Annotated in this window: 1 protein-coding gene and 1 pseudogene; both read left to right on the top strand. The window is 71.7% G+C overall.

What is annotated here, in order from left to right; all coding sequences use genetic code 11:
* The first annotated feature begins 258 nt into the window (after positions 1 to 258).
* A complete protein-coding gene (locus tag ACFYYR_RS05715) occupies positions 259 to 17775 on the top strand; it encodes a type I polyketide synthase (RefSeq protein WP_388847303.1) in 17517 nt (5838 codons plus the stop codon).
* 113 nt (positions 17776 to 17888) lie between these two features.
* Positions 17889 to 24800, top strand: a pseudogene (locus ACFYYR_RS05710) (SDR family NAD(P)-dependent oxidoreductase); the annotation flags it as partial.
* Positions 24801 to 24833 lie beyond the last annotated feature (33 nt).

Here is a 24833-nt window from a genome sequence, read left to right as displayed (position 1 = left end):
GCCTCGGAGCGGACCGCGGCCACCCGCGCGCGTACCTGACCGCGCGGGCGGCGGACGGTGTGCCTGCGGGCGTCACCGCCCCTGCCGCCCCCGCGGACCGGGCCCCCGCGGCAGCCTCCGCAGCACGGCACATCTCGCGGCGCTCCCACGCGCACACCGCCGCACGTCGCGAGCACCGCCCCACACGCCTGGGCTGAACGCCCCACCGGGCTCTGCGCCCGTTTCTGCGGATTCACGAACCATGAGAGGGAAACGACGTTGCGCGCGGAGCTGATCCAGCCACTGTCCGAACTGCTGCGTGCGCACGCCGAGCAGCGCGGGAACAAGGTCGCCTTCGACGACGGGCGGCGCAGCGCGACCTACCGTGACCTCGAACGCCGGACCGCCCGGCTCGGCGGACACCTCGCCGGGCTGGGGCTGGAGCGCGGCGACCGCGTGGTGTTCCTCCTCAACAACAGCGTCGAGGTCGTCGAGACCTACCTCGCCATCACCCGGGCCGCCTGCGTCGGGGTGCCCGTCAACCCCCGCTCCGCCGACGCCGAGGTGGCCCACGCCGTCGACGACAGCGGCGCCCGCGTCATCGTGGCCGATTCCGCACACCTGGAGCAGGTCACGCGCATCCTGCACGACGGCCGCGACCGGGTGACCCTCGTCCTCGTCCAGGACCCGGGCACAGCGCACCCGGCCACGGCCCCGCACCGCTCGTTCGAGACCATGGCGACCACGGACCCGGACACGCCCGCTCCCGACGACCTCGGTCTCGACGAGCCGGCGTGGATGCTCTACACCTCCGGCACCACCGGCCGCCCCAAGGGCGTCGTGTCCACCCAGCGCAGCTGCCTGTGGTCCGTCGCCGCCTGCTACGCACCCGTCCTCGGACTGTCCGAGAACGACCGTGTCCTGTGGCCGCTCCCGCTGTTCCACAGCCTCGCCCACATCCTCTGCGTCATCGGCGTGACCGCGACCGGGGCCACCGCCCGGATCATGGGCGGGTACGCCGCCGAGGACGTGCTCGCCCTGATGCGCGACGAGCCGTTCACCATGACGGCCGGGGTCCCGACGATGTACCACGACCTGGTGCTCGCCGCCCGCGGAACGCGCCTCGACGCATCCGGACTGCGCGTCTGCCTGGTCGCGGGGGCGGTGACCACCCCCTCCCTGAGCCGCGCCTTCGAGGACACCTTCGGCCTCCGGCTCCTCGACGGCTACGGCAGCACCGAGACCTGCGGCATGATCGCGATCAACCGGCCCGACGGCCCCGCGGTCAGCGGATCGTGCGGCCGGCCGGTCCCCGGCCTCGGCGTCCGGCTCGTCGATCCGGACACCGGCCGCGACGTCCCCACCGGCACGGAAGGCGAAGTCCTGGTCAGCGGCCCCAGCCTGATGACCGGCTACCACAACCAGCCCCGGGCCACCGAAGAGGCCCTGCGCGACGGCTGGTACCGCACCGGCGACCTGGCTCGGCAGGACGACGACGGCTACCTGACCATCAGCGGCCGCATCAAGGAACTCATCATCCGCGGCGGGGAGAACATCCACCCCGCGGAGATCGAGGACGCTCTCCGCGCGGCGCCCGGCATCGCCGACGCGGCCGTCGCCGGCCGGCCGCACGAGAGCCTCGGCGAGGTCCCCGTCGCCCATGTGATCCTGGACGACAGCGGCACCTACAGCGGCGAAGAGACCCTCCGCACCTGCCGGGAGCGACTGGCCAACCACAAGCTGCCCGCGGCGCTGTACGCGGTCGACACGATCCCGCGCACCGGCTCCGGCAAGATCATTCGGCATCTGCTCGCCGAACGCCCCGCCCGCCTGCTCACGGTGGGGGACACCGGGCACGAAGCACTGTTCCGGGTCGACTGGGCCGAGGTGCCGACCGCTGGGTCCTCCGGGGCCGCCCAGGACACCGACGCCCCTGACATCGGGGGAACCGGGTGGGCCGAGATCGGCCCCCGGCACCTGCTGACGGGCGCCGCCGGCCACCCGGACCTGGCCGCGCTGCGCGCCGCCGTCGACGCCGGCACGCCTGTGCCGGAGTTCGTGGCCTGCCACCTCCCGCACACCCTGGCCGGCGGGACTCCGGGCCCGCACATCCCGGCCGGCGCGACTCCGGTCCCGCACGCACCGGCCGGGGCCCGCCCCGCCGACGGCGCCACGGCACGCACCGCCGCCCGGGCCGCGCTGGACACCGTGCACAGCTGGCTGTCGGACGACCGGTTCGCCACCTCCCGCCTGGTCCTCGTCACCCGCTCGGCCGTTGCCGCCGTACCCGGCGACCCCGCCCCCGACCTGGCCGGCGCAGCGGTGACCGGTGCCGTACGGTCGCTCCAGACCGCACACCCCGGCCGGCTGATCCTGCTCGACACCGACGACCACCAGGCCTCCCGAGCCGCCGTTCGCGCTCTCGTCGCGACCGGAGAACCGCAGCTCGCCCTGCGCGCGGGCCGGGCATGCGCCCCCCGGCTGCGTCCCGCCCGCTCCACCACGCCCGACATCCGCCCCTGGAACCCGCACGGGACCGTCCTGATCACCGAGGCCCTCGGCACCACCGGCCGACGGATGGCACGGCACCTCGTCCGGGCACACGGCGTGCGCCATCTGGTGCTGGCCGACCCGGCCGCCGACCGCGCCCCGGACGCGGCCGGCCTCCGGGCCGAACTGACCAGCGCCGGAGCCACCGTCACCCTGGCCGCGTGCGACGTGAGCCGACGCGCGGATGCGGCAGGGCTCCTGGCCGGGCTCCCGTCCGAACACCCCCTCACCGCGGTGGTGCACACCGCCGGCACCGCGGACGACGACGCGCCGACCGCCGAACGGTCCCGGCACACCGACGACGTCAACAGCCACCGTGCCGACGGAACGTCCCGCACCGACGGCACCGCTCGCATAGACGGTGCTCTGCACCTCCACGAACTGACCGCGGGCCTCGCGCTCGACGCGTTCGTCCTCTTCTCCGAGGCGCCCGGCACCCCGGGTGGCGGCGCCGCGGCGGGCTTCCTCGACGCCCTCGCCCAGCACCGCCGGGCACAGGGACTGCCCGCCACATCCCTTGCCTGGGGCCCCTGGGCCGGCACCGATTCCCCGGAGACCGCACCGGGACACGGCACGCTCTCCGCCGAAGAAGGGCCGGCCCTCTTCGACCTCTCCAGGAGCCTGGACGACACCGTCCTCGTACCGTTGCGGCTCGACCACGCCGCACTGCGACTGCGCACCGCCGACACTCCGTTGGCCGCCCTCTGCCGCGACCTCCTGCCCCCGGACGCCGAGGACGCCGAGTCCGCCACGGTGCTGTCCGCACTGCGCGACCGGCTGGCCGCCCTGTCCGACGGGGAGCGCCGGCGCGCCCTCCACGAACTGCTGCGCACCCAGGTCGGTGCCGTGCACGGCAACCTCGCCGGGACGGCGCTCCGCACCCACGGCAGCTTCCGGGAACTGGGCTTCACCTCCCTCACCGGAGTGGAACTGCGCAACCGCCTCGCCGCCGCCACCGGGCTGCGGCTGTCCGCGACGCTGGTCTTCGACCATCCCACCCCCGAGGCACTCGTCCGCCACCTCCACACCGAACTGCTGGAGACCGCCGAACGGCGGGACACCGCGGAAACCCCGGCCTCCGCCGGCGCGGCCGCCCAGGACGACCCGGTGGTCATCGTCGGCATGGCCTGCCGTTTCCCCGGCGGCGTGACCTCGCCGGACGATCTGTGGCAGCTCCTCGCGTCCGCCGGCGACGCCGTCTCCGGCTTCCCGGACGACCGCGGCTGGGACCTGGAACGCCTCTACCACCCGGACCCCGGCCACTCCGGCACCAGCTACGCCCGTGAGGGCGGTTTCCTGCACGATGCGGCGGAGTTCGACGCCGGGTTCTTCGGTATTTCGCCGCGTGAGGCGCTGGCGATGGACCCGCAGCAGCGCCTGCTGCTGGAGGCCTCCTGGGAGGCTCTGGAGCGGGCCGGCATCGACCCGCTCTCGCTGCGCGGCACCCGGACCGGGGTCTTCGCCGGCGTGATGTACCACGACTACGCCGCCCGACTGGACACGGTGCCCGAGGACATCGAGGGCTTTCTCGAAACCGGCAACGCGGGCAGCGTCGCCACCGGCCGCATCGCCTACACCCTGGGCCTGGAGGGCCCCGCGGTCACGGTCGACACGGCCTGCTCGTCGTCGCTGGTCGCCCTGCATCTGGCGGCGCAGTCGCTGCGGCAGGGTGAGTGTTCGATGGCGCTGGTGGGCGGTGCCACGGTGATGTCGACGCCGGGTGTGTTCGTGGAGTTCAGCCGCCAGCGGGGTCTGGCGGCGGACGGCCGGTGCAAGTCCTTCGCGGGCGCGGCTGATGGCACCGGTTGGGCTGAGGGTGTGGGGATGCTGCTGGTGGAGCGGCTGTCGGACGCCCGCCGGAACGGCCACCCGGTACTGGCGGTGCTGCGGGGCAGCGCGATCAACCAGGACGGCGCGTCGAACGGTCTGACGGCGCCGAACGGTCCGTCGCAGCAGCGGGTGATCCGGCAGGCGCTGGCGAATGCCGGGCTGTCCGCCGAGCAGGTGGATGCGGTGGAGGCGCACGGTACGGGGACGACGCTGGGCGACCCGATCGAGGCGCAGGCGTTGCTGGCCACGTACGGTCAGGGGCGTGCGGCGGAGCGGCCGTTGTGGCTGGGTTCGGTGAAGTCGAACCTGGGGCACACGCAGGCTGCCGCGGGTGTTGCGGGTGTCATCAAGATGGTGCTGGCGATGCGGCACGGCGTTCTGCCGCAGACCCTGCACGTCGACGAGCCCTCGCACCACATCAACTGGGCAGCGGGAGACGTCCGGTTGCTCACCGAGCCCGTCGGCTGGCCGCGGACCGGCGGCCCGCGCCGGGCCGCTGTGTCGGCCTTCGGCGTGAGCGGCACGAACGCCCACGTCATTCTGGAGGACCCGGCCGCCGACACCGCGTCGGCCACGGTTCCCCCGACCGGTGTCCCGGCGACTGATGCCGAACCCACTGCTGTGCCGCTGCGTGAGATCCCGGCGGTGGTTCCGTTGGTGTTCTCGGCGCGGGGTGGGGAGGCTCTGGGGGCTCAGGCGGGGCTGTTGGCTTCGTTGTTGGGGTCGGGGTCTGCTGTGTCGCCGGTGGATGTGGGGTATTCGCTGGTGTGTGGTCGTGCGGGGTTGGAGCATCGTGCGGTTGCTCTGGTTCCGGGTGGTGAGCCGTTGTCTGCGGCGGCGGTGTTGGCCGGTGGTGGGGCCGGTGCGGGTGTGGTGCGGGGTGTGGCCGCGGCCGGTAGTGCTGGTGTGGTGTGGGTGTTCCCGGGTCAGGGTTCGCAGTGGGCGGGGATGGCCGAGCAGTTGTGGTTGTCGTCGTCGGTGTTCCGGGGGCGTATGGCGCAGTGTGCTGCGGTGCTGGATCCGTTGACGGGTTGGTCGTTGACGGATGTGGTGCGGGGTGTTGAAGGCTGTGCGTCGTTGGATCGGGTGGATGTGGTCCAGCCGGTGTTGTGGGCGGTGATGGTCTCCCTTGCGGAGGTGTGGCGCTCGCACGGTGTGGAGCCGGTCGCGGTGGTGGGGCATTCACAGGGCGAGATTGCTGCTGCTTGTGTGGCGGGGGCGTTGAGCTTGGAGGACGGCGCCCGTGTGGTGGCGTTGCGCAGTCGTCTGATCGCGGAGATGGCTGGTGATGGCGGGATGCTGTCGGTGGCGCTCCCGGTGGATGAGGTCACCAGGGCTCTGGCGGATTCGGGTCCGGCGGTGTCGGTGGCTGCGGTGAATGGTCCGGCGAGTGTGGTGGTCTCCGGTGAGCGGGCTGTGCTGGAGGTGTTGCAGGGGCAGTGGGAGGCCGAGGGTGCGCGGGCGCGGATGGTCCCGGTGGATTACGCGTCCCACTCGGTGCAGGTGGAGCAGATCGAGGAGCAGCTGAGTGAGGTGCTCTCGGGGCTTCGGCCGAGCACGGCACAGGTGCCCATCTATTCGGCGTTGACCGGTGGCGTGGTTGATGGTGCGGAGTTGGACGGCGGGTACTGGTACCGGAATCTGCGGGAGACGGTGAACTTCGCGGGGGCGACGGAGCGTCTGCTGGCTGATGGTTTCGATGCGTTCATCGAGGTCAGTGCGCATCCGGTGCTGTTGATGGGGGTGCAGGAGACCGCTGACGCCGCCGACCGTGAGGTGACGGCTGTGGGTACGTTGCGGCGTGGTGAGGGTGGTCCGGAGCGGTTGCTGACGTCCCTGGCGGAGGCCTGGTGCGCGGGTGTCGACGTCGACTGGCGCACCGTGTTCGACGGCACAGGCGCACGCCGGGTCGACCTGCCCACCTACCCGTTCCAACGCCGCCGCTACTGGCTCGAAGCACCTGCGGCCGCACACCGTCACGCCGGGGCGGAAGGCATCAGCGCTGCGGAGAACACCTTCTGGGATGCGGTCGAACGCGAGGATCTCGCCTCCCTGACCTCCACGCTGAAGGTGGCGGAAGGCGAGCCGTTCCGTACGGTGCTGCCCGCGCTGTCGTCCTGGCGGCGGCAGCACCGCGAGCTGTCCACGGTGGACCAGTGGCGCTACCGCATCGACTGGCAGCAGTTCCCCGGAGCACAGGCACGTGCCCTCGCCGGGACCTGGCTCGCCCTGGTGCCCCGCGACGGTTCCGGAGACCGCTGGGCGGACGCACTGGAGGCGCGCGGTTCGCACCTGATCCGTGTGCCGCTCGGCACGGAACCCCTGCGCGAGGAAGTCGCCGGGCGGCTCCGCCGGGCCGTCGACGCCGCCGGGCCGGTCGCGGGCGTGCTGTCGTTCGCCGCACTCACCGGCGGCGCACATCCGGTGCACCCGGCTCTGCCGTCCGGCACGGCCGCCACCGTGGTGCTGACGCAGGCACTGGGCGACGCCGGCGTCGACGCCCCGCTGTGGCTGGTGACCGCGGGCGCCGTCGCCACCGGCCGCGCCGGTGAACTCCCCGATGCCGCACAGGCCCAGATCTGGGGGCTCGGCCGAGTCGTCGCACTGGAGCACCCGGACCGCTGGGGCGGTCTGATCGACCTCCCGCAGACACAGGACCCCCTGATCCTCGACCGGCTCCTCGACCGGCTGTGCGGAGTGCTCACGGAGAGCGGGGACGAGGACCAGCTCGCTGTCCGTTCCTCCGGCGTGTACGCCCGTCGGCTCGTCCGTTCCCCGCTGGCCGGTACGCCGGCCGTACGGAACTGGCAGCCGACCGGCACCGTCCTCGTCACCGGCGCCACGGGAGGCCTGGGGCCGCACATCGCGCGCTGGCTGGCCCACCGCGGCGCGGAGCACCTGGTGCTCACCAGCCGGCGCGGAACGGACGCCCCGGGAGCGGCCGAACTGGTCGACGAGCTGAGCGCGCTCGGGGTCAGGGTCACCCTCACGGCCTGCGACGTCTCCGACCGCGACGCCGTCGCCGCCCTGGCCGAACGGCTCGCGGAAGCCGGGGAACCGGTGCGGGCCGTGCTGCACGCGGCCGCCTACACCGAGCTGGCCGCACTGGCGGAAACCGAGCTCGCCGACTTCGCCGCCGTGGTCGACGCCAAGGCGCGGGGCGCGGAGCACCTCGACGAGCTGTTCGGCCCGGAGGTCGACGCGTTCGTCCTGTTCTCCTCGATCTCCGGCGTCTGGGGCAGCGGCAACCACGCCGCCTACGCCGCCGCCAACGCCCACCTGGACGCGCTCGCGGAGCGGCGCCGGGCCCGGGGTCCCGGCGCGACCTCGGTGGCGTGGGGCATCTGGGACAGCGGTGCCGACCGTGCAGAGGTGCTGCCCGAGCAACTGCGGCGTCAGGGGCTGCCCTTCATCGCACCCGAGCCGGCGTTCACCGCGCTCCAGCAGGTCCTCGACCACGACGAGACGTTCGTCGCGGTGGCCGACGTCGACTGGGACCGCTTCGTGCCCGCCTTCACCATGGCGCGGCCTCGTCCCCTCCTCGACACCGTGCCCGAGGCGCGGGTCGCCGTGGAGAGCGCCGACAGCGCCGCCCTCGCGCTTGCCGGCGACGGCGGCACGGGCGAGCCGGGGGAGACGTCGGCCGCCGGCCGGCTCGCCGCGCTGCCCGCGGACGAGCGGCGGACCGCGGTCCTCGAGCTCGTACGGACGCACGCCGCCGCGGTGCTCGGCCACACCTCGGGGGAGTCCGTCGCGGCGGACCGGGCCTTCCGGGACATCGGGTTCGACTCACTCACCGCCGTCGAACTGCGCAACCGGCTCCAGACGGCGATCGGCGTCCGGCTCCCGGCGACCATGATCTTCGATCACCCGACCCCGCAGGCCCTCGTCCGCCATCTGACCGGGACACTCCTCGGCGGCACGACGGACCAGGGCGGGACGGCGGCCTCCGCCACCGCGCCGGCCGGCCCGGCGACCGTGGCAGCCCCGCACGACGACCCGATCGCCATCGTGGGCATGAGCTGCCGCTACCCGGGCGGCGTGCGGTCCCCCGAGGACCTGTGGCAGCTGCTCACCGCCGGCGGCGACGCGATCTCCGGTTTCCCGACCGACCGCGGCTGGGACCTGGACGGGCTGTTCGATCCGGACCCGGATCGTCCGGGCACGAGCTATGTCCGTGAGGGCGGCTTCCTGCACGACGCGGCGGAGTTCGACGCCGGGTTCTTCGGCATCTCGCCGCGTGAGGCGCTGGCGATGGACCCGCAGCAGCGCCTGCTGCTGGAGACCTCGTGGGAGGCGCTGGAGCGTGCGGGCATCGACCCGACGACCCTGCGCGGAACCCGCGGCGGCGTCTTCGTGGGCGCTGCCGCCCAGCCCTACGGCGGCGACCCGCGGCAGGCCCCGGACGGTGCCGAGGCCCACCTGGTCACCGGGACCGCGGCGAGTGTGCTGTCGGGCCGGGTCTCCTACACGCTGGGCCTGGAGGGCCCCGCGGTCACGGTCGACACCGCCTGCTCGTCGTCGCTGGTGGCTCTCCACTGGGCGGTGCAGGCCCTGCGGCGGGGCGAATGCTCACTGGCGCTGGCCGGCGGCGTCGTGGTCATGCCGACACCCGGCCCGTTCGCGGGATTCAGCCGTCAGCGTGTCCTGGCGGCCGACGGCCGCTGCAAGGCATTCTCCGGGGCGGCCGACGGCATGGGCCTCGCCGAGGGTGTGGGGATGCTGCTGGTGGAGCGGCTGTCGGACGCCCGCCGCAACGGCCACCCCGTACTGGCGGTGGTGCGCGGTTCGGCGGTGAACCAGGACGGTGCGTCGAACGGCCTGACCGCGCCCAACGGACCCTCCCAGCAGCGGGTCATCCGCCAGGCACTGACGGACGCCCACCTCGCGCCCGAGCAGATCGACGCGGTGGAGGCGCACGGTACGGGGACGGCGCTCGGTGATCCCATCGAGGCGCAGGCGCTGCTGGCCACCTACGGTCAGGAGCGCGCTGCCGAGAGCCCCCTGTGGCTCGGCTCGGTGAAGTCCAACATCGGTCACACCCAGTCGGCCGCGGGCGTCGCGGGCGTCATCAAGATGGTGCTGGCGATGCGGCACGGCGTCCTGCCGCGGACGCTGCACGTCGACGAGCCGTCACCGCATGTGGACTGGTCGGCAGGGGGCGTGGAACTGCTGACGGAGCCGGTCGACTGGCCGGAGGACGGCCGGCAGCCGCGTCGTGCCGGTGTGTCCTCGTTCGGCATCAGCGGCACCAACGCCCATGTGATCCTCGAAGACGCCCCGACGAACGAGCCGCAGGTCGAAACGGTTCGTGACGACGACGGGGGAGCCGTATCGCCCCTGGTGGTGCCGTGGGTGCTGTCCGGGCGGAGTGCGGAGGCGTTGCGGGCGCAGGCGGGTCGGCTGGTTGCGTTGTTGGAGCGTGAGCCGGGTCTGTCGGTTGCGGATGTGGGTTTCTCGTTGGTGACGTCGCGTGCTGCGTTGGAGCACCGGGCCGCGGTCGTAGCCTCCAGCCGTGAGGACGGAGTGACGGCGCTGATGACTTTGGCGTCGGGTGGTGTGGCGCCGGGTGTGGTGGAGGGTGTTGCGGGTTCGGGGAAGTTGGCGGTGTTGTTCACCGGTCAGGGTTCCCAGCGCTTGTCGATGGGCCGGGAGCTGTATGAGCGCTATCCGGTGTTTGCGGAGGCGTTGGACGCGGTCTGTGGTGAGCTGGACCGGCATGTGGAGCGTCCGCTGCGGGATGTCGTTTTCGGTGCTGATGCCGGGGTGTTGGACCGGACGGGCTTTACGCAGCCTGCGTTGTTCGCGGTTGAGGTGGCTCTGTTCCGTTTGGTGGAGTCGTGGGGTGTGCGGCCGGAGTTTGTGGCCGGTCATTCGGTGGGTGAGCTGACGGCTGCCCATGTGGCGGGTGTGTTGTCGCTGGCTGATGCTGCGGTGCTGGTGTCTGCGCGTGCGCGGTTGATGCAGGCGCTGCCGGGGGGTGGGGCGATGGTGGCCATCGCTTCTTCCGAGGCAGAGGTGCGGATGGTCCTCGAGGACACCTGCGGTGTTTCCGTTGCTGCGGTCAATGGTCCGCAGTCGGTGGTGATTTCCGGTGACCGCGATGCTGTTGTGGCGGTGGCCGAGCGTTTCTCTGCTGCTGGTGTGAAGACGTCGCGTCTGCGGGTGAGTCATGCGTTCCACTCGGCTCACATGGACGGCATGCTCGACGCTTTCCGTGCTGTGGCGGAGAAGTTGTCGTTCGAGGCGCCGCGGATTCCCGTGGTCTCGAACCTCTGGGGTGCTCTGGCTACGGCGGAAGAGCTCTGTTCGCCGGAGTACTGGGTGCGGCATGTCCGTGAGGCGGTGCGCTTTGCTGATGGCATCCGAGCCCTTCACGCCGAAGGTGTCTCGCGGTTCCTGGAACTGGGCCCGGACGGTGTGCTGACCGCCATGGCGCGGGAGTCCCTGCCCGAGGACAGTCAGGCGTTCCTCGTCCCGTCCCTCCGCCGCGACCGGTCGGAGTCGGAAACGCTGCTGAGTGCGGTCTCGTCCCTGCACGTTCACGGCATGGAGATCGACTGGAAGGCCGTTTTTGCCGGCACCGGCGCGCGCCGTATCGACCTGCCGACGTATGCCTTCAAGCGTGAGCGGTATTGGATCGTTCCGGAGCCGCAGTCCTCGGGGCGGGAGGGCGGCGGGGCGGATTCGGCCTTCTGGGAGGCCGTCGAACGTGAAGACGTCCCCACCTTGGCAGCGGCGCTCGACCTGTCGGATGAAGCGTCCCTGCACCAAGTGATCCCCGCGCTCTCTTCGTGGCGGCGCAGGCACCGGAACGCGTCCCTGATCGACAACTGGCGTTACCGCATCGAGTGGAAGCCCCTGCCCACCGTCCGGCCGTCGACGCTCACCGGCACCTGGATCGTCGTCGTCCCGACGCACCGTGCCGACGGCGGAGACGGCCCGGCCTGGCTGTCGCTGCTGGAAGGGCGGGACGCGCAGTTCGTGCGCGTTCCCGTCGATGCCACCGCCGATCGACGAACCGTCGCGGACCTCCTCCGGGAGGCCGTCGGCTCGCAGGACATCACCGGCGTGCTGTCGCTGCTGCCCCTCGGCGAGGACGGCTGCTCGCTCCCCGGTGCCCACGCCTCCGGTGTTGTGGGGTCGGTGGTGTTGGTGCAGGCGTTGGGTGATGTGGGTGTGGTGGCTCCGTTGTGGGTGGTGACGGAGGGTGCGGTTTCGGTTGGTTCCGGGGATCGTTTGGTGAGTGCGGTGCAGGCTCAGGTGTGGGGTCTGGGTCGTGTGGTGGGGCTGGAGCATCCTGATCGGTGGGGTGGTCTGGTGGATGTGCCGTCGGTGGTTGATGGTGTTGTGGCGGGCCGTTTGTGTGGTGTGTTGGCTGGTTGTGGTGGTGAGGATCAGCTGGCGGTTCGTGGGTCGGGTGTGTTCGCGCGGCGGTTGGTGCGGGCGGGGTCTTCTGTGGGTTCGGGAGGTTCTGGTTCGTGGGTGCCGGGTGGGACGGTGTTGGTGACCGGTGGTACGGGTGCGTTGGGTGCTCGTGTGGCGCGGTGGTTGGTGGGTGAGGGTGCGGAGCGTCTGGTGTTGGTGAGCCGGCGTGGTCCGGATGCCCCTGGTGCGGTCGAGTTGCGGCAGGAGCTCACCGCGCTCGGTGCCGAGGTGAGGTTCGCGGCCTGCGACGTCGCCGACCGCGAGGCACTGGCCGGCCTACTGGCTTCCCAGCCCGCGGAACACCCGCTGACCGCTGTGATCCACACATCCGGCGTCCTCGACGACGGCGTCATCGAGTCGCTCACGCCTGAGCGCTTCGCCACGGTCCGTAAGGCCAAGGCGGATGCGGCGTGGAATCTGCATGAGTTGACGCGTGATCTGGATCTGTCGGCGTTCGTGATGTTCTCCTCCTTCGCGGGCACGGCGGGGAGTGCGGGGCAGGGTAATTACGCGGCTGCGAATGCGTTTTTGGATGCGTTGGCGGTGGTGCGGCGTCAGGAGGGTCTGCCTGCTACGTCGGTGGCGTGGGGCGCGTGGGCCGATGAGGGGATGGCTGCTGACGGTCGTGCCGTGGAGGAGCGGTTGCGGCGCAGTGGTGTGGGTGCGATGGCACCCGATCTGGCGTTGGCTGCGCTGCGGGAGGCGTTGCAGCAGGACGACGCGGTGGTGACGGTGGCGGACCTGGACTGGGAGCGATTCGTCCCGTCCTTCACCGCCGCCCGCCCCAGCCCCCTTCTCGCCGAACTCCCCGAAGTGCAGAGGATATTGGTTGGCTCCGGCACCGCGGTCTCATCGGATCCGGCACCCACTCCGGGACTCGGAGACCGTCTGAAGGAACTGCCAGCGGCTGAGCGTGAGGCCGAGATACTCGACCTGGTCACCGAACAGGCCGCTCTCGCCCTCGGACACGCCTCGCCGGATGCGGTGCAGTCCGGGCGCGCCTTCCGTGACCTCGGGTTCGACTCGCTCACCGCAGTCGAACTCCGTACCCGGCTGCAGCGGAGCACCGGACTCGCCCTGCCCGCCACCCTCGCGTTCGATCACCCCACCCCCGAGGCTCTGGCGCGCCATCTCCTCGCCGAACTCACGGAGGAGAACCCGGAGGCCTTCTCCGGGCCTCCGGTCGAGGGCAGCCTCCCCGCGGACGACGACCCGATCGCCATTGTGGGAATGAGCTGCCGGTTCCCCGGGGGCGTCAGCTCCCCCGAGGAGCTGTGGAACCTCGTGGCCGAGGGGCGCAGCGGCCTTTCAGGTTTCCCCACCGACCGCGGCTGGGATCTGGACGGGCTGTTCGATCCGGACCCGGATCGTCCGGGCACGAGCTATGTCCGTGAGGGCGGCTTCCTGCACGATGCGGCGGAGTTCGACGCCGGGTTCTTCGGTATTTCGCCGCGTGAGGCGCTGGCGATGGACCCGCAGCAGCGCCTGCTGCTGGAGACCTCCTGGGAAGCCTTCGAACAGGCGGGAATCGACCCGCTGTCCGTACGGGGCAGCCGCGTCGGTGTCTTCGCGGGCACCAACGGCCAGGACTACGCGACGCTGTCCCGGCATGCTCCGGAGAGCACCGAGGGCTACCGGGGCATCGGCCATGCCGCGAGCGTCGTATCGGGCCGCGTGGCGTACACACTGGGCCTCGAAGGCCCGGCGGTGACGGTCGACACGGCCTGCTCGTCCGCGCTGGTCGCTCTCCACTGGGCCGCACAGTCGCTGCGCCAGGGCGAATGCACGATGGCCCTGGCCGGCGGTGTCACCGTCATGGCCACCCCGGCCGCCTTCATCGAGTTCAGTCGTCAGCGGGGTCTGGCCGCGGACGGCCGGTGCAAGGCGTTCGCGGATGCGGCGGACGGTACGGGCTGGGCCGAGGGTGTGGGGATGCTGCTGGTGGAGCGGCTGTCGGACGCCCGCCGGAACGGCCACCCGGTACTGGCGGTGCTGCGGGGCAGCGCGATCAATCAGGACGGCGCGTCGAACGGTCTGACGGCGCCGAATGGTCCGTCGCAGCAGCGGGTGATCCGGCAGGCGCTGGCGAATGCCGGGCTGTCCGCCGAACAGGTGGATGCGGTGGAGGCGCACGGTACGGGGACCGCACTGGGCGATCCGATCGAGGTGCAGGCGTTGCTCGCCACCTATGGGCAGGGGCGTCCGGCGGACCGTTCGCTGCGCCTCGGCTCGGTGAAGTCGAATCTGGGGCACACGCAGGCCGCCGCGGGTGTCGCGGGCGTCATCAAGATGGTGCAGGCCATGCGGCACGGTGTCCTGCCCCGAACGCTCCATGTCGATGAGCCCACCTCGCAGGTGGACTGGTCGGCCGGTGCTGTCGAGCTCGTGACGCAGCCGGTGGACTGGCCGGAAACCGGGCAGCCGCGCCGAGCGGGAGTGTCCTCGTTCGGAGTGAGTGGCACCAATGCGCACGTCATCCTCGAAGCACCCCCGGCCGTCGCCGAAGTCCCCCTTCCGCATCCCGACTCCGACCCCTCGGTGGTGCCGTGGGTGCTGTCCGGGCGGAGTGCGGAGGCGTTGCGGGCGCAGGCGGGCCGGCTGGCGTCGCTGCTGAAGGATGAGCCGGGGCTGTCCCTTGTCGATGTGGGCTTTTCGCTGGTGACGTCGCGTGCTGCGTTGGAGCACCGGGCCGCGGTCGTAGCCTCCAGCCGTGAGGACGGAGTGACGGCGCTGATGGCTTTGGCGTCGGGTGGTGTGGCGCCGGGTGTGGTGGAGGGTGTTGCGGGTTCGGGGAAGCTCGCGGTGTTGTTCACCGGTCAGGGTTCCCAGCGTCTGTCGATGGGCCGGGAGCTGTATGAGCGCTATCCGGTGTTCGCGGAGGCGTTGGACGCGGTCTGTGGCGAGCTGGACCGGCATCTGGAGCGACCGCTGCGGGACGTGGTCTTCGGCTCCGACGCCGGGGTGCTGGACCGCACCGGCTTCACGCAGCCTGCGTTGTTCGCGGTTGAGGTGGCTCTGTTCCGTTTGGTGGAGTCGTGGGGTGTGCGGCCGGAGTTTGTGGCCGGTCATTCAGTGGGCGAGCTGACGGCTGCCCACGTAGCCGGTGTGTTGTCGCTGGCTGATGCTGCGGTGCTGGTGACGGCGCGTGCGCGGTTGATGCAGGCTCTGCCGGAGGGCGGGGCGATGGTGGCCATCGCCACCTCCGAAGCCGAGGTGCGTGAGTCGATCACGAGTGTCTCCGGTGTTTCCATCGCTGCGGTCAACGGTCCGCAGTCGGTGGTGATTTCCGGTGACCGCGATGCTGTTGTGGCGGTGGCCGAGCGTTTCTCTGCTGCTGGTGTGAAGACGTCGCGTTTGCGGGTGAGTCATGCGTTCCACTCGGCTCACATGGACGGGATGCTGGAGGAGTTCGCTTCGGTCGTCGGGACGTTGTCGTTCGAGGCGCCGCGGATTCCGGTGGTCTCCAACCTCACCGGCACGCTGGCCACCCCGGATGAACTGTGCTCGGCGGAGTACTGGGTGCGGCACGTCCGTGAAGCGGTCCGGTTCGCCGACGGTGTTCAGGCCTTGCACGAGGAAGGCGTCTCGCGGTTCCTGGAGCTCGGGCCGGACGGTGTCCTCACCGCCATGGTCCGCGACTGCCTGCCCGAGGACAGTCAGGCGTTCCTCGTCCCGTCCCTCCGCCGCGACCGGTCCGAGGCGGAAACGCTGCTGAGCGCGGTCTCCGGCCTGCACGTTCACGGTGTGGAGATCGACTGGCAGGCGGTGTTCGCGGGTACCGGTGCCCGTCGTGTCGACCTGCCGACGTATGCCTTCGAGCGTGAGCGGTACTGGATCGTTCCGGAGCCGCGGTCCGACGAGCAGCGGCTCAACACCGCGGACTCGGCCTTCTGGGAAGCCGTCGACAGCGAGGACGTCGCCACCCTGGCGTCCGTGCTGGACGTGCCGGACGACGCATCGGTGCGTGCGATGGTGCCGTTGCTGTCCCGATGGCGACAGCAGGGCCGGGAGCGTTCGACGATCCAGGGCTGGCGCTATCGCGTGGAATGGCGGCCGGTGAGCGAGCCCTCCCCTCAGCCGCTCTCCGGAACCTGGCTCGTGGCCATGCCCGAGGGCAGCCGAGTCGGCACCTGGGCCGGCGATGCGCTCCGAGCCCGTGGAGCCGAGGTCCTGCCCCTCGAACTGCCGGACGGGACACCGGACCGTGACGAACTGGCCCGTCGACTGAGCGATGTCATCGCAGACCATCCGACACTCTCCGGTGTGCTGGCCGTCCCCTCCGGTGTTGTGGGGTCGGTGGTGTTGGTGCAGGCGTTGGGTGATGTGGGTGTGGTGGCTCCGTTGTGGGTGGTGACGGAGGGTGCGGTTTCGGTTGGTTCCGGGGATCGTTTGGTGAGTGCGGTGCAGGCTCAGGTGTGGGGTCTGGGTCGTGTGGTGGGGCTGGAGCATCCTGATCGGTGGGGTGGTCTGGTGGATGTGCCGTCGGTGGTTGATGGTGTTGTGGCGGGCCGTTTGTGTGGTGTGTTGGCTGGTTGTGGTGGTGAGGATCAGCTGGCGGTTCGTGGGTCGGGTGTGTTCGCGCGGCGGTTGGTGCGGGCGGGATCTTCTGTGGGTTCGGGAGGTTCTGGTTCGTGGGTGCCGGGTGGGACGGTGTTGGTGACCGGTGGTACGGGTGCGTTGGGTGCTCGTGTGGCGCGGTGGCTGGTGGGTGAGGGTGCGGAGCGTCTGGTGTTGGTGAGCCGGCGTGGTCCGGATGCTCCTGGTGCGGTCGAGTTGCGGCAGGAGCTCGCCGCGCTCGGTGCCGAGGTGAGGTTCGCGGCCTGCGACGTCGCCGACCGCGAGGCACTGGCCGACGTGTTGGACGGCATTGCACCGGAGCATCCGCTCGATGCTGTCGTCCACTGCGCGGGCACACTCGACGACGGTGTGGTGGAAGCCATGACCGCCGAGCGCGTCGACACCGTGCTGCGACCGAAGGCGGATGCGGCGTGGAATCTGCATGAGTTGACGCGTGATCTGGATCTGTCGGCGTTCGTGATGTTCTCTTCCTTGGCGAGCACGGCGGGGAGTGCGGGGCAGGGTAATTACGCGGCTGCGAATGCGTTTTTGGATGCGTTGGCGGTGGTGCGGCGTCAGGAGGGTCTGCCTGCTACGTCGGTGGCGTGGGGTGCGTGGGCCGATGAGGGGATGGCTGCTGACGGTCGTGCCGTGGAGGAGCGGTTGCGGCGCAGTGGTGTGGGTGCGATGGCACCCGATCTGGCGTTGGCCGCCCTGCGGGAGGCGTTGAAGCAGGACGACACGGTGGTGACGGTGGCGGACCTGGACTGGGAGCGGTTCGCCCCGTCCTTCACCGCCGCCCGCCCCAGCCCCCTCCTCGACGAACTCCCCGACGCACAGCAGGCCCTGAACGTCACGGACGCGAAGGCAGGGGCATCGACCGAGCCGGTCGGCACCGATCTGGCGGAGCGTCTCGCCGGACAGTCCACGAGCGGACGGCGGCGCATCCTCCTGGAGGTGGTCCGCACCCAGGTCGCCACGGTCCTCGGGCACACCTCGCCCCAGTCGGTGGAACCCGATCGAGGCTTCCTCGACCTGGGCTTCGACTCCCTGACCGCGGTCGAACTCCGGAACGGACTGCGGCGTCTGACCGGCATCGCCCTGCCGGCCACGCTGCTCTTCGACCACCCCACACCGAGCGCGCTCGTCGCGCATCTGTGTGACATGACGGCTTCGAGCGAGCAGACCGACGCCCCTGCGGCCGGACCGGTGTCGGCGGACTCCACGCTCGCGGAGCTCGGCAGGATCGAGGCCGCTCTGGCCTCGATGGAGTCCGACCAGGACCGTCGAGAGGTCGTCACCAGGCTGAACGACATGCTGACGAAGTGGCGCGGCGCCGTTCCCGTACCGGACGGGGACGCAGACCGGATCGACGCGGCCACGGACGAGGAAATCTTCCAGCTCATCGACGAGGAGCTCGGAGAGTTCTGAGAACTGCCGTATCCGATCCGATCACGTTGACTGTCTCGCAATTCCAGCTGGGGTGATGTGCTGTGTCCACTGAGGTACCGAACGAAGAGAAGCTCCGTGAATACCTCAAGCGGGTCACGACCGACCTGCGCCGGACCCGGCGCCGTCTTGCGGAGCTGGAGGACGGCACCCATGAACCGGTCGCCATCGTCGGAATGAGCTGCCGCTTTCCCGGCGGGGTCACCTCGCCGGAAGGGCTGTGGGACCTGCTCTCCGCCGGCCGGGACGGCATGACCGAATTCCCGGCCGACCGTGGCTGGGCACTCGATCAGCTCTTCGATCCGGACCCCGACCACCCCGGCACCAGCTATGTGCGTGAGGGCGGTTTCCTGCACGACGCCCCGCAGTTCGACGCCGACTTCTTCGGGATATCCCCGCGCGAGGCCGCGGCCATGGACCCGCAGCAGCGGCTGCTCCTGGAGACCTCGTGGGAGGCGCTGGAGCGGGCCGGCATCGACCCGCTGGCGCTGCGCGGCAGCCGGACCGGTGTCTTCGCGGGCACCAACGGCCAGGACTATCCGCAGCTCCTGGCCGACGCGGAGGACGACACGGCGGGCTACCTGGGCACCGGGAACGCCGCCAGCGTGCTGTCGGGCCGGGTGTCGTACACCCTCGGTCTGGAGGGCCCGGCCGTCACGGTGGACACCGCGTGCTCCTCGTCCCTCGTGGCCCTGCACCTGGCCGCCGAAGCCCTGCGGCACGGGGAGTGCTCCCTTGCCCTGGCGGGTGGTGTGACGGTGATGTCGACGCCGGGTGCGTTCCTCGAGTTCAGTCGTCAGCGGGGTCTGGCGGGGGACGGTCGGTGCAAGGCGTTCGCGGATGCGGCGGACGGTACGGGGTGGGCCGAGGGCGCCGGCGTTCTGCTCCTGGAGCGGCTGTCGGACGCCCGCCGGAACGGTCACCCGGTCCTGGCGGTGGTACGGGGTTCCGCCGTCAACCAGGACGGTGCGTCGAGTGGGTTGACGGCGCCGAACGGTCCGTCGCAGCAGCGGGTGATCCGCCAGGCGCTGGCGAATGCCGGGCTGTCCGCCGAGCAGGTGGATGCGGTGGAGGCGCACGGCACCGGAACTGCACTCGGTGATCCGATCGAGGCGCAGGCTCTCCTGGCCACGTATGGCCAGGGGCGTGCGGCGGAGCGGCCGTTGTGGCTGGGTTCGGTGAAGTCGAACCTGGGGCACACGCAGGCTGCCGCGGGTGTTGCGGGTGTCATCAAGATGGTCATGGCGATGCGGCACGGGGTGCTGCCCCGGACGCTCCATGTCGACCAGCCGTCGTCGAAGGTGGACTGGTCGGCCGGTGCGGTCGAGCTGCTGACCGAGGCCGCCACCTGGCCCGACACCGGCGAGGCCCGGCGGGCCGGTGTGTCCTCGTTCGGCGTGAGCGGCACCAACGCCCACGTCATCATCGAAGGCGCCCCCACTTCTGCTGCCACCGAGGAGCCCCGAGAGGCCACAGCTGCACCGGCGGTGGTTCCGTTGGTGTTCTCGGCGCGGGGTGGGGAGGCTCTGGGGGCTCAGGCGGGGCTGTTGGCTTCGTTGTTGGGGTCGGGTGCTGCTGTGTCGCCGGTGGATGTGGGGTATTCGCTGGTGTGTGGTCGTGCGGGGTTGGAGCATCGTGCGGTTGCTCTGGTTCCGGGTGGTGAGCCGTTGTCTGCGGCGGCGGTGTTGGCCGGTGGTGGGGCCGGTGCGGGTGTGGTGCGGGGTGTGGCCACGGCCGGTAGTGCTGGTGTGGTGTGGGTGTTCCCGGGTCAGGGTTCGCAGTGGGCGGGGATGGCCGAGCAGTTGTGGTTGTCGTCGTCGGTGTTCCGGGGGCGTATGGCGCAGTGTGCTGCGGTGCTGGATCCGTTGACGGGTTGGTCGTTGACGGATGTGGTGCGGGGTGTTGAAGGCTGTGCGTCGTTGGATCGGGTGGATGTGGTCCAGCCGGTGTTGTGGGCGGTGATGGTCTCCCTTGCGGAGGTGTGGCGCTCGCACGGTGTGGAGCCTGCCGCGGTGGTGGGGCATTCTCAGGGTGAGATCGCTGCTGCTTGTGTGGCGGGGGCGTTGAGCTTGGAGGACGGCGCCCGTGTGGTGGCGTTGCGCAGTCGTCTGATTGCGGAGATGGCTGGTGACGGCGGGATGCTGTCGGTGGCGCTCCCGGTGGATGAGGTCACCAGGGCTCTGGCGGATTCGGGTCCGGCGGTGTCGATTGCTGCGGTGAATGGTCCGGCGAGTGTGGTGGTCTCCGGTGAGCGGGCTGTGCTGGAGGTGTTGCAGGGGCAGTGGGAGGCCGAGGGTGCGCGGGTGCGGATGGTGCCGGTGGACTACGCGTCCCACTCGGTGCAGGTGGAGCAGATCGAGGACCGTCTGCGCGAAGTACTCGCGTCCATCCGTCCGGTGTCGGGGAAGGTGCCGTTCTATTCGGCGTTGACCGGTGGCGTGGTTGATGGTGCGGAGTTGGACGGCGGGTACTGGTACCGGAATCTGCGGGAGACGGTGAACTTCGCGGGGGCGACGGAGCGTCTGCTGGCTGATGGTTTCAATGCGTTCATCGAGGTCAGTGCGCATCCGGTGCTGCTGATGGGCGTGCAGGAGACCGCTGACGCCGCCGACCGTGAGGTGACGGCTGTCGGCACGTTGCGGCGTGGTGAGGGTGGTCCGGAGCGGTTGCTGACCTCCCTGGCGGAGGCCTGGTGCGCGGGTGTCGAGGTCGACTGGCGCACCGTGTTCGAGGGCACGGGCGCACGCCGGGTCGACCTGCCCACCTACCCGTTCCAACGCCGCCGCTACTGGCCCCGCCGCTCCGCCGCCGCGCTGCACGATGTCGGCTCGATCGGTATGCGGTCCGCCGGCCACCCCCTGCTCGGTGCGGGAGTCCGGCTGGCCGACACGGGCGGATACGTGTTCACCGGCAGGCTGTCGCTCCGGACCCAGCCGTGGATCGCGGACCACGCCGTGGCCGATGCCGTACTGCTCCCCGGTACCGCGCTGCTGGAGCTGGCGGCCCACGCCGGTGACCAGGTCGGCTGCCCGCACGTGGACGAACTCACCCTGGAGACACCACTCGTCCTGCCGCACGAGGGCGCCGTCGAGGTCCAGGTCGTGGTCGGCGGACCCGAGACGGACGGCACCGGTGCCTCCGGCACTCTCCGCACGGGCATGGACGGCACCGGCACCCCCGGCTCTCGCCGCACGGGCACGGACGGCACCGGCGCCGTCGAGGAGTCGCGGGCGCTGTACCTCTACTCCCGGCCCGGTGATGCCCCGGCCGATCAGCCGTGGATCCGGCACGCGAGCGGCCTGCTGACCCTCGGCGGCGAGGACGAGCGGGCCGCCGTCCCCGCGGAGACCGGTGCCTGGCCGCCGGCCGGCGCGGAGCCCGTCGAACTCGACGGCTGCTACGACGACCTGCGGGAGCGGGGCTACGGCTACGGTCCTGCCTTCCAGGGGCTGCGACGGGCCTGGCGCCGGGAGGACGAGGTCTTCGTCGAGGTCTCCCTCCCCGAGGGGGTCGGCGAGGCGGACCGGTACGGCATCCACCCAGCGCTCCTCGACGCCGCCCTGCATGCGATCGGCTTCAGCTCCGGTCTCGGCACCGGGACCGGTGAGGGCCAGGCCCGGCTGCCGTTCTCCTGGAGCGGGGTCTCCCTGTTCGCCACCGGCGCATCGGCGCTGCGCGTCCGCCTCGCACCGGCCGGAGACGAAGGGGTCGCCCTGACGGTCTCCGACGACAGCGGCCGCCCGGTGGCCACCGTCGGCGCGCTGACCCTGCGCCCCGTCGCCCTGGACCGGCTCACGCCCGCACAGGTCCACCAGAACGCCCTGTTCCGCGTGGACTGGACCACCCTGCGGGCCTCCGGCACGGCATCGGATTCCGCGAACCGCGAGGCCGGCACGGATGCCGCGAACCCCGCCACCGGAACGGCGCCCGGCATCCCTGAACCCGGAACGGTCCTCGGCAGCACCGACGCTGAAGACGCGCTCCGCGACGGCCGGTACGCCGTCCTGGGCGAGCTCGCCCCGATGGCCGGCAAGGCGCTCCCCGGCAGCGCGGTCCACGACGACGTCGCGTCGCTGAGCCGGGCCGTCGACGCTGGAGCGAGCATGCCGGAGACCGTGCTGTTCTTCGCGCCGCGCCCCGACACCGCTCCGCGCTCCGACACCGCTCCGCGCTCCGACACCGCTCTGCGCCTCGACACCGCTCCGCGCCCCGACACCACTCCGCTTCCTGAAGGTGCCGGCGAGGGCAACCGCGACGGTCACAGCGGCAGCGCCCTCGCCGAGGCCGTCCGGCAGTGCGCGCACCGGACCCTCGGGCTGGTGCAGGCGTGGCTGGCGGACGACCGGTTCGCCGCCTCCCGGCTGGTCTTCGTCACCCGTGGCGCCGTCGCCACGGAACGCGGCGAGCACCTCACCGACCTGGTCACCGCCCCCGCGTGGGGCCTGATCCGGTCGGCGCAGTCCGAGCACCCCGACCGGTTCGTCCTCCTCGACCTCGACGACCACGACAGCTCGTATGAGGCGCTGCCCGCCGCCCTCGCACGCGCCGCCGACGAACCGCAGCTCGCCCTGCGGCAGGGCGAGCTGCGGGCTCCCCGGCTGGCCCGTGCCACCGCGGGTACCGAGGCGCTGCTGTCGCCGCCCGCCGGCATCGATGCCTGGCGGCTGGACATCCCGGTCAAGGGCAGCCTGGACGGCCTCGCCCTGGTCGAACACGCCGCGGCGACCGCCCCGCTCGGGGAAGGACAGATCCGGGTCGCCGTCCGCGCCGCCGGACTCAACTTCCGGGACGTCGTCCTGGCCCTCGGGGTCGTGCCGCGCGAGGAGACCATGGGCAGCGAGGGCGCCGGTGTGGTCCTCGACGTGGGCCCCGGCGTCACCGATCTGGCCCCCGGCGACCGGGTGATGGGCCTGTTCGTCGGCGGGTTCGGACCGGTCGCGGTCACCGACCGCAAGGTCGTCGCCCGCATCCCGGACGGCTGGTCGTACGTCCGGGCGGCGTCGATTCCGGTGACCTTCCTGACCGCCTACTACGCCCTCACGGACCTCGCCGCCGTACGGCCGGGTGAGGCCGTCCTCGTCCACGCGGCGGCCGGTGGCGTCGGAACGGCGGCCGTCCAGCTCGCGCGGCACTTCGGAGCCGAGGTCTTCGGCACCGCGAGCCCCGGGAAGTGGGCCGCCCTGCGCGGCCTCGGGCTCGACGACGCGCACATCGCCTCCTCCCGGGACGACGCCTTCCACCAGCGGTTCCTGGCCGCCACCGGCGGCAGGGGCATGGACATCGTCCTCGACTCCCTCTCCGGGGAGCTCGTCGACGCCTCGCTGCGCCTGCTGCCGCGCGGCGGACGGTTCCTGGAGATGGGCAAGACCGACATCCGCGACCCCCAGGAGGTCGCGGCCCGTCACCAAGGCGTCCGCTACCGGGCCTTCGACCTCGGCGAGGCCGGCCAGGACCGGATCGGGCAGATGCTCGGCGAGATCCTGGAGCTGTTCGAGCGCGGTGTGCTCCACCCGCCGCGGGTCACCGCCTGGGACGTGCGGCGCGCCCCCGAGGCCTTCCGCCACCTGGGCCAGGCCCGCCACATCGGCAAGGTCGTGCTGACCCTGCCGTCCGCCCCGAACCCCGAGGGAACGGTTCTGCTCACCGGCGCCACCGGCACCCTGGGCAGGCTCCTCGCCCGGCACCTGGTGACCCGGCACGGCGTGCGGAACCTGCTGCTGACCAGCCGGCGCGGCCCCGCGTCGCCCGGCGCCGACGAGCTGCTGGCCGAGCTCACCGCGGCCGGCGCCCGGGCCCGGCTGGTCGCCTGTGACACCGCCGAGCGGACGGCGCTCGCCGAGGTCCTCGCCTCCGTGCCGGCCGAACACCCGCTGACCGGAGTCGTGCACGCCGCCGGCGTCCTCGACGACGGGGTCGTGGAGGCCCTGACCCCCGACCGGCTCGACACCGTCCTGCGCCCCAAGGCCGACGCCGCCGTCCACCTGCACGAGCTGACCCAGGACGCGGACCTGGCGTTCTTCGTCCTGTTCTCCTCCGCGGCATCCACCTTCGGCAGCGCCGGCCAGGGCAACTACGCGGCGGCCAACGCCTTCCTCGACGGTCTGGCCCAGCACCGGCGTGCCCGGGGACTGCCCGCCACCTCCCTCGCCTGGGGGCTGTGGGAGCAGGCCAGCGACATGACCGGCCACCTCGCCGACACCGACCTGACCCGGATCAAACGGCAGGGCGCCGCCCTGCTCACCTCCGAACAGGGCCTGGAGCTCTACGACCTGGCCACCGCGGCCGACACGCCCCTGCTGGTCCCCGTACCGCTCGACACCGGATCGCTGCGCCGCGAGGACGGCGCCGTGCCCGCCCTCTTCCGGGCGGTCGCCGCCGGGCACCGGCGCCCGCGCCGCGCCGCCTCCGGGCTCGCGGCCACCGACGGAACCACCCTGGTGGAGCGGCTCTCCGCCCTCCCGGCGGCGGAACGCCACGAGGCGCTCCTCGACCTGATCCGCACCCAGGCGGGCGGGGTGCTCGGCCACTTCTCCCCGGAACTCATCGACACCGGACGGGCGTTCCGGGACCTCGGCTTCGACTCGCTCACCGCGGTCGAGTTCCGCAACCGGCTGGGCACGAGTACCGGCAGGCGCTGGCCGGTGACCCTGGTCTTCGACCACCCGACGCCCGCCGCCCTCGCCGGCCACCTGGCGGCGAAGCTGTTCCCCGAGGGCGCCACCAGGGACACCGAGTCCGCGCCCGGCGGCCCGGAGCGGCCTTCGGCGCAGGCCCCGGACGGCACCGCCCTCCTCGAGGAACTGGACCGGCTGGAGGCCGTGTTCGCCACCGCCGAGCCCGATGACGCCACCCGCACCGGCATCGCCGAACGCCTGCAAACCCTGCTGTCGAAGCTCACGGAGAACCCCGCCCCGGCCGGTGCCACCGGCCCGGACGACGACCCCGGGAAGTCGGTCACCGCAGCGTCGCTGTTCGCCTACATCGACCAGAAGTACGGCAAGCACTGACGGTCCCGCCCCACCGCCCCGCTCGACCACTCA

Source organism: Streptomyces sp. NPDC001922 (genome assembly GCF_042891165.1).
Taxonomy (GTDB): Bacteria; Actinomycetota; Actinomycetes; order Streptomycetales; family Streptomycetaceae; genus Streptomyces.
This window is presented reverse-complemented; position numbering and strand designations above follow the sequence as displayed.